Genomic DNA, 12,998 nt, shown 5'->3' with positions numbered 1-12,998 from the left:
TCCTTCGTTTATATGTACATTCAATTATATACGCTGTCCGGCGCTGGAGCAATGCTTCCGCATCATGATTGTAACGTGTTTCCAATTTTTACGTCTAAGGGGATAAAGGAGGGGTTCGATGTATCGTTTATCCGGAGCTGCTGTCCTGCTGCTGGCAGGATGCGGCACTGAGATGGAAGTGACGACGGAGTCTGAACCGGAACAAGCCCCGCAGGAGCATGACTCGGTATATGGTTCGATGGATGGAGAGACCGAGACGTGGGTGTGGCCAGAAGCGGGCTCCCTGGACCCTATTCGGAATACCGAATACGAAGAAGGCATGGGCGATGCTTTTCAGGATGGCTTCATGGGCGCCCACGGGATCACCCATCCGGACGAGGAGGTGGAAATCAGCGGCGTCACCGTGCCGTGGGAGGGGAGTGTCCGCTACCGGCTCACCGAACGAACCGAAGAACTGGAACTCGTCGAAGTTATCGAAGAAACGACGACGACGGACGATTCTTTTGCCGCCTCGCTTCCGGAGAAGGATACGATGTATATCATCAGCGCCGAAACGCTCGATGACGAAGGGAACGTGACGGATACGTTTGCCGGCTCTGCCGCTGTGCCGCCGCAGGAAGCGAACGCGGAGCTCTCGGTGGAAGAAAACGCCGGAGGCTACGTGCTGCAGCTGGAGAACCGCGGCCCGACCGAGCTGTTTTTCGGGCTTCAGTACCACGTAGAGGAAGCGGAGAATGGAGACTGGGAAAGGACGCTGGATCATGCGTTTGAAGATATCGGTTTGACGCTTCCTCCGGGAGACACGTACGAACAGGAGCTGGATCTGGACGGGGTCGGCAGCGGCGAGTTCCGCATCACGAAGGACTTCTCCGTGAACGGTACCGATATCGAGGAAAGGCTGGGTGTGTATGGGACGCGTGATTAGCATGTTGATCCTGCTCGTTCTCGCCGGCTGCGGAAGCACGTTTGATCTCGAAGAGCCCGAACGTGTAGAGATTCGCGGCTTTGACGGCTTCGGAACCGCAGGTGGAGAGGTTCTTGGTACGCTGAGCGGCACAGACGCGGAAGAGGCGGCGGATATTCTCGACGGAGCCAACGAGCAAAGCGGGGCTGTCGATATGGCCGAAGGAGATTTGCATCTCGTCGTCGGCGAAGAACCCGAGCGACATTTTCATCTCTGGCTGCCGGAGGAAGGCGGCGGCTCGGTAATGGAAGCCCGTGACACGCACACTTTATACTCGTTATCCAGCGGCAGCACCGAAGATCTGCGGGAGCTGCTCCGGGAAGCAGATATTGCTATGGAGGTGAGAGGAGAATGAAGTCACTCCTCCCCCTGTCGATCCTGCTGCTTGCCGCGTGCAGCAGCGAACCGCCGGACATCGTCATGGCAACAGATGAGGGACATAGGACGGGGGAACTCGGATCCAACTATTGGACCTCGTTGACGGGATCCGCGCATTCCTCCTATGGTCCGCCGAATGAAACCGTGTCGAACCTGGATATGGGAGCTTTCCCCGTAGAAGCGGCATCGTCTGTGCGGGTCGCTGTCGTTGATGGATCCACTCCCGAACTGGAAGCAGAAGCGTGGGATGAACACGGACCGCTGTACGAACTCGATACGACGAGAAACGAGGTGCAGATGCCGGAGGAACCGGGGCTGTATCCAATCGGCATCACCGCCGACTGGCCGGACAGCAGCAACCACGCCGTCTATACGCTGTACGTGGAAGTAAAATGATGCCGGCTTTCCGCCATGGACGAATCTGCTGACCATCCACTTGATGATAGGAGGTGGACACATTCAAGACCGCAATAATGTTCCTGTTTCTCGTCCTGCTGGCTGCCTGCGATGAGCCGCCGGAACTGACGATGGAAACAGAAGAAGAGGCAGCCACCGGCATGCTCGGGTCCTACTCCTGGTCCTACTGGGGCGGTTCGACCAACGCTTCCGGCCCGCCTCCGGACGAGACGATCACGATCATGGACATGGAGGCCTTATCGACAGAGGCTGGAGAAACTGTCTCCTACACCTTTGGGGACGGTTCCAATCCAGAGGTAGAAGCCCAGCTGTGGGAAAGCGAAGGGCCGGTGGAAGCACTGGGTACCGACAATGGGGAAATCCAGATGCCGGAAGAGCCGGGGCTGTACCCGATCGGCGTCACCGCTAACTGGCCGGACAGCAGCAACCGTGCCATGTACACGTTTTTGGTCGACGTGGAATAACATGCCGGCCACGCCCTAGCTTTCGAGAAAGCTCCTGATCCAAACAAAGCACGCCTGCCTCGATTCGGCAGGCGTGCTTTATTTGGTGTTACAAATATTTCCGTTTTCATCGAGGGAGGCACCGTCCCGACCAAAAGGCGCTCGGCGCTTTCGTTCTATGAACATCAGTCGATCAGCGGCAGCAGGCGGTACATGACGACGGCGGATTCGGCTCGGGTGGTGACACCTTTGGGATCAAAGGTCGTGGACGTCCTGCCCCGCATCAAGCCGGCCTCGGTCACTCGGGCGACGCTGCTTTCCGCCCAGTCGGCTATGGTTCCCCGGTCCGCAAAGGTCAGCGGCTGGGATGGCAGCGTGCTGCCGGTTTCTGCCTCGAGCGCCCGCACCAGCACAACGGCCACTTCCTCCCGGCTGATTTTTTGATCCGGTCGGAATACTGTGCTGCCGCCCGCGGGATACCCGGTCATCATGCCGGCGTTTTTCACCGCAGCGGCATAAGGCGCATACCAGTCGGCTGTGTTTATATCCGCGAACGGGGGCCCATCCAGATTCGTGTCCAGCTCCAGCACCCTGGTGAGAAGCGCTGCAAATTCGGCCCGCGTCACATCCCCGCCTGGAACAAAGAGACCGGGGCTGCGGCCGAAGACGTACTGCTGTTCTGCCATGGTCTGGATTTCGCTTCTCGCCCAGTTGCCGGCGATATCGGAGAACAGCAGGTCCGAAACGATCAGCACCTGTCCGACAGAGAGGATGGCACCCGGCTGCAGGTTGTTCCATTCACGCAGATTGGCAGCGGTCGTGTTGAAACGCGCGGCGATTGCCGTCAACGTATCGCCCGGCTGGACGATGTAGGTCTGTCCGGTGACTGGTTCGGAGAGGCCGAGCATGTCGCCTACAGTGACGAAGCGGTAGCCGAGGGCATCGAGTTCCTGAATGATGTCGGGCAGAGCATGAGGGGTCCCCGGTGCCCCGGCGCCGGTGTGCATCAGGACGATAGATCCGGGTTCAATCCCGCTGATGACGCGGTCGGTGATCTCATTTTTGTACGGGCCGCGCCAGTCGATCGTATCGATGTTCCAGCCGATGGTGTGCGTATAGCCGGCTGCGCCGACGCCGTCAAGGACAGCGGCGTTCACATAGCCGAACGGCGCCCGGAAAATCGGCTTCGTAGACTGGCCGGTCACCTCTCTGGTGAGTGCCTCGGTTTTCTCCAGCTCTTCGATGATCTGCGCGCGGCTCAGCGTCGTAAAATCCGGGTGCGTGTAGGAATGGTTGCCGAGTTCATGGCCGTCAGCGGTGATCTGCCGGATGCGGTCCGGATGATCCTTCAATCCGGTTCCCGTCAAAAAGAAGGTCGCAGGGACATTTTCCCGTTTTAACGTGTCCAGAATCGATGGAATGTTCGTCCCATCCGCTCCGTCGTCGAAGGTCAGGGCTACCACTTTCTCGCTCGTATTCCCTTTCGTCACCATCTGTGAAGCTGCTGCTGCGGAGGTTTCCGGGAGAAACAGGCTGAACAACAGACTGCAAACAACCAGTACTACCAGCTTCGCTTTCATCGTCTTCACCTCATTATGGGATTGTATGCCGCACCATCCGGCATATGTAGGAAGGTGAAAAGGAGTTTTATTCTATTATATAACAGAACGCAGAAAAACGTCACTGTTTTATCCTGGGCGGACAGGAAGTGCGTAGAGAAACAGGAAACAAACGGAATCTGTCGCGGCAGGGGCATGACGTTCTCTCTTTTTCCGTAAGTGAAGTCAGCTTGCGGTGGCTTGAACGAGTCCTGTTTCCTTTCTCCCGAGGTGCAGTAAGGCAGTAACAAGATGTTCCGTCCTCTTTCGTAAGGAAAAGAGACAAATACAAGGAGATGATGCCAGGCTTGATTTGGCCTCTGCCGGGGTTCTGATCCCCGCAGGAGTGCTGCTGCTTGCTGCCGGACGGCGGTCCAGCCGGCCGAAGCAGACCGTGATGGCGCTCATCGGTGTGATCATGGCTGTAACGGGATGGATGCTGCTCGGCAGCTACCTCCTCCGCTTTGATCCAGCATGGCTGGAGGTGGTGCTGCGGATCGTCTGGATAGTGCTCGGCCTTGCCGGGGGGATTGCGATGAGCGAACAGGTACTGCGAGGGGAAAAGGTAACAGAAACATGATACCCGTCTGCCAGGAAGGAAGGTGCGGCTGTAAGCCAAGGCGCTTTCCTGCGGCGACAGGAAAGCGCCTGCGGACCAAGGTGATCTGCAGGCTGTTTCATTTTGTCCAAACCAATAAGCTGATGACATAGAAAGACGCACCGAACCCTTGTCGTTCTTGCAATCATGCGTGTTTCCCGTTATAATACAGAACAAGCGTTCCCTTAGGAGGTGCCCCATGTCCCGCGTCCCACTCACGACCCGATTTCTGCAGCATCCGCCTTACTATCACCTGTACACACGTGCCATGATCACCCCGAGCCCCGCCGCCCGCCGTCGGCTGGACGCGGCGTTTCGATCTTTCTGCAGCGAAATCCGGCTGCGCAGCTACTTGGCCCGCTCGCTGCACTTCCGCGCTGTCCAAATGGACCGGAGCCGGAGAAAACAGAGCACCTCCATCCTCCCCGTGCATCTTCCTTCCCCTGACGCCGAGCCGATTTGGGAAGACGGGACTTCGCTGAGCGGGGCGATCGCCGACGAAACGCTGTATCAGGCGTATCGAACGTTATCCATTCGGGAGCAGTCGGTACTGGAAGCCGTCTTTCTCCATCAGCTTCCGGCACGCGAAACCGCCGCACGCCTCGGCATGCAGCCGCCGAGCGTCTCTCGAGTAAAGCGCCGGGCTCTGGCCTCCCTCCGGCAGCGGATCGTGGACCTTAGATGAAACCGATCCTGACCGGCCTGATCCGTGACATCCAGCGGCATCCGGACCAGCCGGAACCAAAACAAAAACTGATTGATCACATGGAACCAAAAATCCGTGCGTCGTTGACGCAGGTGCCGCCGGAAGAGCGGGAGGATCTGTATCAGGAGCTGATCGTCTGGCTCCTCGACGCTGCGATGCATTACCCGCTCGACACGAACACCGGTTTTTTCGAACAACGGCACCGGGACAGACGCCATACAGCCGGCACGTGGAGGCCGGAGCGGTGAACAAGTCCCTGCAGCCCGCCGATTCCCAGCTTGGTGCGCCTACGCGTCTCCATCGATGAGAACCTATACATGCTTATTACCGACCAAAAGCGCCTTTTGGCCGGAACGGCTTGTACCGCAGATGTTTGAGGGAAGCATAGGTTCTTCATGCTTCCCGAGCAGCCGACAAGGCCGTCGTCTTCTTGTATGAGAACTTATCCATTCCTCTACTTTCAAGAAAGCTCCGTTATTGTTTATTGTTGACAATGACAGAAAACGCCGCTGCAACTCGGCACGCTTGCCGTGGAGGAAATCTCCAGCTTCCTCGGTCTGACGCCCTGCGGGATCTTCTGATCTTCTTCTTCCACAGGCGTCCGCCGGTCTTCGCTGCGTCCTTCTGAGAGAAAAGAAACGTTTATGAAACGGAGCAGGCCCAGGCTCTTTTTCGAGACGCCTGCGGATAAAGAAAGCGTGACGATCCTTCCGGACGTAAGGGAGGGAGAGCGGAAGGATGTCTCCGCGGCAGGCGAAGAAAAAAGAGCCGCAGGCGTACTTTTGTTATAACAAAACTAGGCTTTCACAGAACCTTCAAGAAAAGGCCCGGACGGCCCCGCATCTTTCGGCTCAATCTCTTTTTTTCGGTTAAAAAACGAACGTATATTCCCCTTTATAAAGGAGAAGCTGCTCGTCAGCTTCTCGAAAGGAGGGATAGCGATGATGCAGTTACCCGAGTGGGCCCTGTTCGTCGGCAATGTCGGTTTTCCTGTATTTGTCGCGGCCTATCTGCTGACCCGTTTCGAAAAACGGATCGACCGGCTCGCCGAGGAAGTGGAGCACCTCGAGCGCCGGATCCGCCGCTGGGAAGACAGTGGATGAGAAAGGGTTTTGTTCCAGCTGCTGGTATGATACACTGAACCCGGATTTCTGGGACGGGGGTTGAGCCTATGAAGCGGAATCAACGAAAAACGTATACAGAAAAGCACGAACGAAATACGTTTGTCCTGCCTCTGCTGGGCGCCCTGCTGATCGGAATGGTATTCCTGTCACCGACGCTGCAGTCGGTGATTTTCGCCTTGGTGATGGGCAGTTTTGCTGCCGCTGCGGCTCTCTTCACCTGGTCGGAACGCTGCAAAGAACAGCGCACAGCAGAGAGAGAAGCCGCTCACAAGAGTGTGTAAATCAGCAGAACAGGCTGTCCTCCCGCGCCGGAAGCATCTTCGCTTCCGACGCGGGATTTTTGTATGCCTCGGAAGCGGGAAGGCCTGGCCGCATGTTTCCCGCTTCGGCCGGCTTTCTCCTAAAAACAGCCCCCGGTCTGCGGATCAGACCGGGGGCTGCTCTATGCGGACTTCCCGGGGGAGGGGAAGGAGCACAGCCATGATTATTCTTCGATTCCATACGCCTCCAGCTCGTGCTCGTAAGCCATCGCCGGTGCGGTGCCTGCCCTGGTGACCGAAATCGCAGCGGCGGCGTTGGCGAGGCGGCTGGCGGCGGCGAGGGGCTTGCCTTCTGCAAGAAAATGAGCGAGGGCTCCATTGAATGCATCGCCGGCACCGGTCGTGTCGTACACTTCCGCGCGCATCGCCGGGACGTGATAGCCGCCGGCAGCTTCCCGGACGTAACAGCCATCGCCGCCGAGCGTAATGATGACAATGCCAATGCCTTTCTCAAACAAAATGTCTGCAGCGGCTGCAGCTGTTTCCCGGCTGTTCACTTCCATGCCAGTAAGGAGGCCGGCTTCGGTTTCATTCGGCGTGATGCAGTCAACCTGCTGCAGCAGTGCGTCCGGTACCGGCTGAAAGGGCGCCGGATTCAGGATGACCATGCGGTCGTGTTCTGCAGCAGCGGCGACAGCGGCTTCCACTGCCTCCATAGAGGTTTCCAGCTGCAGCAGCACGACATCAGATGCCGCAATCGCCTCTTCTGCCTCGGCGACATCGGCTGCGGAAAGATCGCCGCAGGCCCCAAGTGTGACGACGATCATGTTCTCCCCGTGATCGTCTACGGCAATCAAGGCGGCGCCGGTTGCTTCCTCGGCTGATTCAGAGATGAACCGGGTGTCAATGCCCTCCTCCTGGAAGTTGCGGCGTGCTTCTTCTGCGAAAAGGTCGCGCCCGAGCTTCGTGACCATCGTCACCTCCGCGCCGAGCCGTGCGGCGGCAACCGCCTGGTTGCCGCCTTTACCTCCAGGCCCCATCCGGAAGGGACCGCCGAGGACGGTCTCTCCGGGTTTCGGCATATGCGGGGTCCGTGCCGTCAAATCCGTGACATAACTTCCTACTACCGTAATTTTCGTCATGCTCTCACCTACCTGGTTTCAATCTCGTCGACATTCTCCTCGGTCACAAGCTGGTTTTCAAGGGTAATCATCTCATCCACGTCTTCTCCGTTCAACACGTCCACCGCAGTGTGGACCGCATCACGTCCGAGGAAAAACGGCGGTTCTGCAATCGTTGCGTCCAGACGCCCTTCCTGAATCGCCTCCATCGCCGGATCAATCGCATCGGTGCCGATCATGACGATATCATCTTCCCGTCCGGCGGCTTCGACTGCGGAGAGGGCACCCATCACCATTTCATCGTTAGCAGCATAGATCGCATCAATATCGTCGTTGGCCTGGAGGATGTCCTCCGCCACGTTCAGCGCTTCCCCGCGGTCAAAGTTGGCCGACTGGCTGGCGATGATTTCAATCCCGTCGTGCTCTTCAATATGCTCATTGAACCCTTCACTCCGGTCCCGGCCGACGTTCGTACCGAGGATCCCCTGGATTTCTACGACATTGCCTTCTCCTTCAAGGGTGTCCGAAACGAACTCACCGGCAATGTTTCCGGATCGAAGGGCGTCAAAACCGATATGGCTGATGACATCCCCGCCGGAGGCCTGGCGGTCCACGGTCAGTACCGGCACGTCCTGCTCGTTTGCCATCAGGACGATCTGTTCGGCTGCGTCACTGTCAACCGGATTCAGGATGAGCAGATCCGGGGACTGGGTGAGCAGGTTTTCCACGTCGGACGCCTGCTGGCCGGCATCTCCCTGGGAGTCCGTCATGATGAGGTCAAGCCCCTCCTCTTCTGCGGTTTCTTCGGCCCCTTCACTCAAGTCGACGAAAAACGGGTTGTCAAGCGTGTTCATGGCAAGCGCTACGGTGTAGTCTCCATCTGCGCCGCCGTTATTGTTGTTGGCGTTGTTGTTCGCGTCATTATTGTTCATGTCGTTCTCGTCGTTCGTGTTATTGTCGTCATCCATGTTGTTGTCCATATCGTTATTCATATTATTGTTCATGTCGTTATCAGCGGCGCCTTCATTCTCCACATCGTTATCCCCACAGGCACTCAAGAGGCCAAAAACAGCAACAGCAGAGACCATCCAAACCTTTTTCATGTTCATTACCCCCATTATTTGTTTAATTTCGACAAGCGGCTGTCCAGCAGCACTGCAGCTAAAATGACGAGACCTTTGGCAATGTCCTGATAAAAAGGCGATACGTTGGCGAGGTTCAAGATGTTATCCAGCACCCCCATGATCAGCGCCCCGATCAAGGTTCCGATGACTCCCCCCTTTCCTCCGGTCAGCCTCGTACCTCCGATAATGACGGCGGCAATGGCATCGAGTTCGAGCATGACCCCGGCGTTGGGCTGGGCCGTCATGAGCCGGGACGTATATATTAAAGCGGAAATCGAGGCAAACATGCCGGTCAGCGCGTAGACGGAAATTTTGACTCTGTCCACGTTGATCCCGGCGAGTTTCGCCGCCTCTTCGTTTCCACCGACGGCATAAATGTTACGGCCGAACGTCGTGTTTTTCAGCACCCAGAACATGACCGCGAAAATGGTCACCATCAGCACAACAGGAAACGGAATGCCGAGGATCTGGCCGCTTCCAATGAACCGGTAGGCCGGTTCGGTGATGACGGTCGGACTTCCGCCTGTCAGCACCAGCGTCATCCCTCTGGCGATGACCATCATCGCCAGCGTTGCGATGAACGGCGGCACGCCGCCTTTCGCGACGACGACCCCGTTGAACGCGCCGATCAGCAGGCCGACGAGAAGACAAAGCAGAATGGCAACGGGGAACGGCAGGCCGGCCGTGATGACGCCGGCAGCAACCGCGCCGGTAAAGGCCATGACCGAGCCGACGGACAAGTCGATGCCCGCGGTCAGAATCACGAGCGTCATTCCAACGGCGATAATCCCGACGATCGACACCTGACGGAACACGTTAAACAAGTTCGTGACGGTAAAGAAGGCGTCCGAGACGAGACTGGCGATAATGAGCAGGACAACGAAGATAATCAGGACGCGGAACCGGTCCAGCAGCAATGCTGTTTTAATCCAGCCCGTATTCGTATTAGTTTCCATGAGGATCACCACCAACGGCATATTGAAAGATTTTTTCCTGAGTCGCATCCTCGATTTCCATTTCGCCGGTCAGCCGTCCGTCGTGCATGACGAGCACCCGGTGGGCCATGCCGAGAATTTCCGGCATTTCCGAGGAAATCAGAATAACGGCAATCCCTTCGGCTGAGAGGTCTTTGATGATTTTGTAAATCTCCTGCTTAGCCCCGATATCAATGCCCCGGGTCGGTTCATTGAGGATGAGCAGCTTCGGGTCCATCTGCAGCCATTTGCCGAGGACTACCTTCTGCTGGTTCCCGCCGCTCAGGGTACGGACCTCCACCTGCGGACTGGACGCTTTGATCGACAGCCCGGAAAACCACCGGTCCACAATGTCTTTCATTTTCTTCTTGTTCAGCCGGCCGTAGGAAGCGATTTTGCGGTAGCTCGGCAGCAGCAGGTTTTCGGCAACGGATAAATCCAGAATGAGACCTTCTTCTTTTCGGTCGTCGGTGACGAGCGCGATGCCGGCATCGATCGCTTCCTTCGGCGTTTGAATGTCTTTCCCGGCCATAATCACCCGGCCGCTCTCGAGCTTCTGCATGCCGAAGAGGGCTTTGGAGAGCTCTGTTTTCCCCGAACCGACGAGGCCTGCGATGCCGAGGATCTCCCCTTCATGCACGGTGAAGTGAATATCTTCGAGCTTGTTTTTCACGTGCAGATGCTCGACCTCCAGCAGCGGATCGCCGTACTGCTTCACCCGCTCGGGAAACATGTCTGAAAGACGGCGCCCGACCATCATCGTGACAATTTCATCCTTCGTGTGCCCTTCTACTTCCGCCCCGCCGATATACTCCCCATCGCGGATGACTTCGAAGCGGGTGGCCCCCTGGATGACTTCATCGAGCCGGTGGGTGATGAATATAATCCCCAATTCCTGCTGGCGCAGTTCCTCCATGAGGGTGAGGAGCCTTTCGGTCTCTTCGTTATTCAGCGTCGCGGTCGGCTCATCCATGATGAGGATTTCGGCTTCGACGGACAGCGCTTTGGCGATTTCAATCAGCTGCTGTTCGGCGATGGAGCAGTTTTTAATGAGCGTTTTCGGATCGAGCCGGGAAAGCCCGACGCGCTCCAGCATCTCTTTTGTATGATCGTTCATCGCTTTCCAGTCGATCCGTCCGCCCCCCTTCGTCAAGTAGCTGCCGATGTGCAGGTTTTCGGCGATCGACAGCTCCCGCAGCAGGTTGAACTCCTGGTGGATGATGCTGATCCCGAGCCGCTGCGAATGTTTCGGTCCATTGATCTCGACCTTTTCCCCTTTTAAATAGATGCTTCCAGAGGTCGGATCATGTATGCCTGCCAGCAGCTTCATGAGTGTGGATTTGCCCGCTCCGTTTTCTCCGAGCAGTGCGACGATTTCCCCTTTATCTACGTGCAGATCGATGTCTCGGAGCACGTAAATGCGGTTGAACGCTTTGTTCATTTTCTCCATACGAAGCAGATTCATGTGTATCCCCCCTTAGTACACGACTCCCCCTACCAGAATGACGTTGGCGTACGGCGTGAATTCTCCGGAGCGCACGAGCCCTCTGGCGTTTTTCGTCCGCTGCTTGAAATCCGGATGCGGCACGTACTCGGTTTCCATGCCGGGAAACCGATCGAGGATCGCCTGCTCCATTTCCGGACTTTTCGATTTGATTTCTTCTGCCAGAATGATTTTCTCGACAGAAAACGTGGAGCGCACCGCGTCCAGCAGCGTCAGAAACGGCACCATGCCTTCTTCCAGAGCCAGGTCGATTCTCGTTCCTGCCTCCTCCGGGATCGGCAGTCCCGCGTCAGTAACGACAATTTCTTCCATGTGCCCGGTTTCCGCAATGAGCCGGTTCAGCTCAGGATGAAGAATGTTCCCTTTGTTCATGGTCAGGCTCCTCCCTAACTGGAATGTAAACGTTTAGATTTTTACACATGCCTTCGAAGTCTTCTGCCGGATTCCCGGACAATCAGCGACGGAGCCATGATGTATTCCCGCTTCGGACGGCTCGGATCCGGTTCTCTCATCCGGCGCTGCAGGTACTTAAAGGCGACTTCACCGAGGCCTTCCATGTTTCGCGAGACCATCGTCAGGTTCGGCTCCATGAAGGTCGCAATCTCAATATCATCAAAGCCGGAGAACCCGACTTCGAAGCCGATCTCCCAGTTCAAATCTTTCATCGCCTTCACCGCTCCGATGCTCATCAAGTTGTTCGAGGAAAACACCGCATCCGGCGGGTGATCCATGTGATAGAGCCGCTGAATGCATTGATACCCGCTCTCTTCCATGAAATCCCCATCCACGATCAGCTCTTCTTCCATGTGAATGCCGTGCATCTGCAGCGCTTTCAAGTAGCCTTTAAAGCGTTCCAGGCCTGGCGTGGTGTGCTGTGGTCCACGGATGATTGCAATTCGCCGGAAGCCTTCCTGGATCAAGTGCTGGACGGCTTCAAAGGACCCTTCCCGGTTGCCCGAGAGCACGGTGTCGACTTCATACTGCTTCAGCTGCCGGTCGACGGCGACGACGGGAATGTTCGACTTCATGAACGCATCGAGCTGATGACCGGTCTCGTTTGCGGTTGTAATGACAAGGCCGTCGACCCCGCGCTGCAGGTAGTGGTCGAGAATTTCTTCCTCTCTTGCTTCCGATTCGTGCGAGTTCGAAATGATCGTAAAGTAGTGATCGTTCAGGGCTGCCTGCTCAATGCCGGAGATGACTTTCGAGAAAAAGGGGTTCGTCATGTCTGGAATGATGACGCCGATCGTCTTCGTTTCCTTTCGTACCATGCTTCGGGCAATCGCGTTCCGGACGTAGTCGAGTTTCTCAATCGCAGCCAGAATACGTGCCTCCGTTTCCTGCTTGACGCCCCCCTGTTTGTTCACGACGCGGGACACGGTAGCTACCGACACACCCGCCTCTTTTGCTACATCCAGAATCGTCGCTTTCTTTCCCAATTGCCTCACCTGCTCTTCAATGTAAACGTTTAGATTTTAACGTAAGCGCTTTCATAGGTTCAATCTACCACGGTTCTGCTAAAGAAGCAAGTCACTTTTTAAAATTTTCTGACAAGTTTCGTCAAGCGAAAAGAAGGTGATCGATGCTTTTTGGTATGCTGATCCAACTTCGGCTGCCTGGTGAGCCAAGTCGCCTGCCGCGCTTCATCCACTGAACTTTTTCCCTGCCCCGGCTGCCACGGGCAGCCGGCGATAAGGAGGTCACCGCCGCTTGTGCGGCGACGAATCCAAATCCGCGTCGCTTGGCGGAATGTTTGAGACGCTTCGTCTTGCTAAGCGGGCGCCCTG

General features: G+C 56.6%; 16 protein-coding genes. 9 read left to right on the top strand and 7 right to left on the bottom strand.

Annotation, left to right across the window (positions count from 1 at the left end):
• Window positions 1–118: 118 nt before the first annotated feature.
• The 4 genes from G477_RS0114910 to G477_RS0114895 are packed head-to-tail and all read left to right on the top strand — an operon-like array spanning window position 119 to window position 2,223.
• A complete protein-coding gene (locus G477_RS0114910) occupies window positions 119–925 on the top strand; it encodes an immunoglobulin-like domain-containing protein (protein ID WP_026698603.1) in 807 nt (268 codons plus the stop codon).
• On the top strand, window positions 909–1,319 hold the full coding sequence (locus tag G477_RS0114905; protein ID WP_026698602.1) for a YhfM domain-containing protein: 411 nt from the start codon (window positions 909–911) through the stop codon (window positions 1,317–1,319). Before G477_RS0114910 ends, G477_RS0114905 begins: the two co-directional genes overlap by 17 nt.
• Entirely contained in the window at window positions 1,316–1,738 is a 423-nt protein-coding gene (locus G477_RS0114900; protein ID WP_026698601.1) for a hypothetical protein, read from the top strand. The genes G477_RS0114905 and G477_RS0114900 overlap by 4 nt, the downstream gene beginning before the upstream one ends.
• Window positions 1,739–1,791: 53 nt before the next feature.
• Window positions 1,792–2,223 carry a hypothetical protein gene (locus tag G477_RS0114895; protein WP_156897373.1) on the top strand — a complete coding sequence of 144 codons (432 nt, stop codon included), beginning with the start codon at window positions 1,792–1,794 and terminating at the stop codon, window positions 2,221–2,223.
• Window positions 2,224–2,387: 164 nt separating this feature from the next.
• Here the strand turns inward: G477_RS0114895 and G477_RS20625 are convergent, their stop codons facing one another.
• Window positions 2,388–3,782, bottom strand: coding sequence for a polysaccharide deacetylase family protein (locus tag G477_RS20625; RefSeq protein ID WP_051288081.1), 1,395 nt, complete (start codon window positions 3,780–3,782; stop codon window positions 2,388–2,390).
• Window positions 3,783–4,113: 331 nt separating this feature from the next.
• Here G477_RS20625 and G477_RS0114880 point away from each other — a divergent pair, with 331 nt between their 5' ends.
• From G477_RS0114880 to G477_RS0114855, 5 genes are all read left to right on the top strand, one after another.
• Entirely contained in the window at window positions 4,114–4,380 is a 267-nt protein-coding gene (locus tag G477_RS0114880; RefSeq protein WP_026698598.1) for a hypothetical protein, read from the top strand.
• 217 nt (window positions 4,381–4,597) lie between these two features.
• Window positions 4,598–5,083, top strand: a complete 486-nt coding sequence (locus G477_RS0114875; RefSeq protein WP_026698597.1) for a sigma-70 family RNA polymerase sigma factor — start codon at window positions 4,598–4,600, stop codon at window positions 5,081–5,083.
• Window positions 5,080–5,352, top strand: coding sequence for a hypothetical protein (locus G477_RS0114870; RefSeq protein ID WP_026698596.1), 273 nt, complete (start codon window positions 5,080–5,082; stop codon window positions 5,350–5,352). The genes G477_RS0114875 and G477_RS0114870 overlap by 4 nt, the downstream gene beginning before the upstream one ends.
• A 693-nt stretch (window positions 5,353–6,045) precedes the next feature.
• The gene (locus G477_RS21020) at window positions 6,046–6,207 is read left to right on the top strand and encodes a YvrJ family protein (RefSeq protein WP_084406282.1); all 162 of its coding nucleotides are present in this window, start codon (window positions 6,046–6,048) and stop codon (window positions 6,205–6,207) included.
• A gap of 68 nt (window positions 6,208–6,275) precedes the next feature.
• Window positions 6,276–6,509 carry a hypothetical protein gene (locus tag G477_RS0114855; RefSeq protein ID WP_026698595.1) on the top strand — a complete coding sequence of 78 codons (234 nt, stop codon included), beginning with the start codon at window positions 6,276–6,278 and terminating at the stop codon, window positions 6,507–6,509.
• Window positions 6,510–6,712: 203 nt separating this feature from the next.
• Here G477_RS0114855 and rbsK read toward each other — a convergent pair whose 3' ends face one another.
• The 6 genes from rbsK to G477_RS0114825 are packed head-to-tail and all read right to left on the bottom strand — an operon-like array spanning window position 6,713 to window position 12,650.
• Window positions 6,713–7,630: a ribokinase gene (rbsK, locus tag G477_RS0114850; RefSeq protein ID WP_026698594.1), complete on the bottom strand. Its 918-nt coding sequence runs from the start codon at window positions 7,628–7,630 to the stop codon at window positions 6,713–6,715.
• A gap of 8 nt (window positions 7,631–7,638) precedes the next feature.
• Window positions 7,639–8,712, bottom strand: coding sequence for a substrate-binding domain-containing protein (locus tag G477_RS19805; protein ID WP_026698593.1), 1,074 nt, complete (start codon window positions 8,710–8,712; stop codon window positions 7,639–7,641).
• Window positions 8,713–8,726: 14 nt separating this feature from the next.
• Window positions 8,727–9,689 (bottom strand): ABC transporter permease, encoded by a 963-nt coding sequence (locus G477_RS0114840; protein WP_156897372.1) that lies wholly within the window; start codon window positions 9,687–9,689, stop codon window positions 8,727–8,729.
• On the bottom strand, window positions 9,679–11,172 hold the full coding sequence (locus G477_RS0114835) for a sugar ABC transporter ATP-binding protein (RefSeq protein ID WP_035212165.1): 1,494 nt from the start codon (window positions 11,170–11,172) through the stop codon (window positions 9,679–9,681). Before G477_RS0114835 ends, G477_RS0114840 begins: the two co-directional genes overlap by 11 nt.
• 12 nt (window positions 11,173–11,184) lie before the next feature.
• Window positions 11,185–11,583, bottom strand: a complete 399-nt coding sequence (gene rbsD / locus G477_RS0114830) for a D-ribose pyranase (RefSeq protein ID WP_026698590.1) — start codon at window positions 11,581–11,583, stop codon at window positions 11,185–11,187.
• Between the two features lie 41 nt (window positions 11,584–11,624).
• On the bottom strand, window positions 11,625–12,650 hold the full coding sequence (locus G477_RS0114825; protein ID WP_035212163.1) for a LacI family DNA-binding transcriptional regulator: 1,026 nt from the start codon (window positions 12,648–12,650) through the stop codon (window positions 11,625–11,627).
• Window positions 12,651–12,998 lie beyond the last annotated feature (348 nt).

Source organism: Alkalicoccus chagannorensis DSM 18086 (genome assembly GCF_000429725.1).
Taxonomy (GTDB): domain Bacteria; phylum Bacillota; class Bacilli; order Bacillales; family Salisediminibacteriaceae; genus Alkalicoccus; species Alkalicoccus chagannorensis.
The sequence above is the reverse complement of the archived record's forward strand: the minus strand, read 5'-3'. Positions and strand labels throughout refer to the sequence as shown.

Excerpts from the sequence above, each read along its gene's own strand:
- G477_RS0114910 (WP_026698603.1), top strand. The coding sequence starts at position 119 with ATGTATCGTTTATCCGGAGCTGCTGTCCTGCTGCTGGCAGGATGCGGC.
- G477_RS0114905 (WP_026698602.1), top strand. The coding sequence starts at position 909 with ATGGGACGCGTGATTAGCATGTTGATCCTGCTCGTTCTCGCCGGCTGC.
- G477_RS0114900 (WP_026698601.1), top strand. The coding sequence starts at position 1,316 with ATGAAGTCACTCCTCCCCCTGTCGATCCTGCTGCTTGCCGCGTGCAGC.
- G477_RS20625 (WP_051288081.1), bottom strand. The coding sequence starts at position 3,782 with ATGAAAGCGAAGCTGGTAGTACTGGTTGTTTGCAGTCTGTTGTTCAGC.
- G477_RS0114875 (WP_026698597.1), top strand. The coding sequence starts at position 4,598 with ATGTCCCGCGTCCCACTCACGACCCGATTTCTGCAGCATCCGCCTTAC.
- G477_RS0114870 (WP_026698596.1), top strand. The coding sequence starts at position 5,080 with ATGAAACCGATCCTGACCGGCCTGATCCGTGACATCCAGCGGCATCCG.
- G477_RS21020 (WP_084406282.1), top strand. The coding sequence starts at position 6,046 with ATGATGCAGTTACCCGAGTGGGCCCTGTTCGTCGGCAATGTCGGTTTT.
- G477_RS0114855 (WP_026698595.1), top strand. The coding sequence starts at position 6,276 with ATGAAGCGGAATCAACGAAAAACGTATACAGAAAAGCACGAACGAAAT.
- rbsK (WP_026698594.1), bottom strand. The coding sequence starts at position 7,630 with ATGACGAAAATTACGGTAGTAGGAAGTTATGTCACGGATTTGACGGCA.
- G477_RS19805 (WP_026698593.1), bottom strand. The coding sequence starts at position 8,712 with ATGAAAAAGGTTTGGATGGTCTCTGCTGTTGCTGTTTTTGGCCTCTTG.
- G477_RS0114840 (WP_156897372.1), bottom strand. The coding sequence starts at position 9,689 with ATGGAAACTAATACGAATACGGGCTGGATTAAAACAGCATTGCTGCTG.
- G477_RS0114835 (WP_035212165.1), bottom strand. The coding sequence starts at position 11,172 with ATGAATCTGCTTCGTATGGAGAAAATGAACAAAGCGTTCAACCGCATT.
- rbsD (WP_026698590.1), bottom strand. The coding sequence starts at position 11,583 with ATGAACAAAGGGAACATTCTTCATCCTGAGCTGAACCGGCTCATTGCG.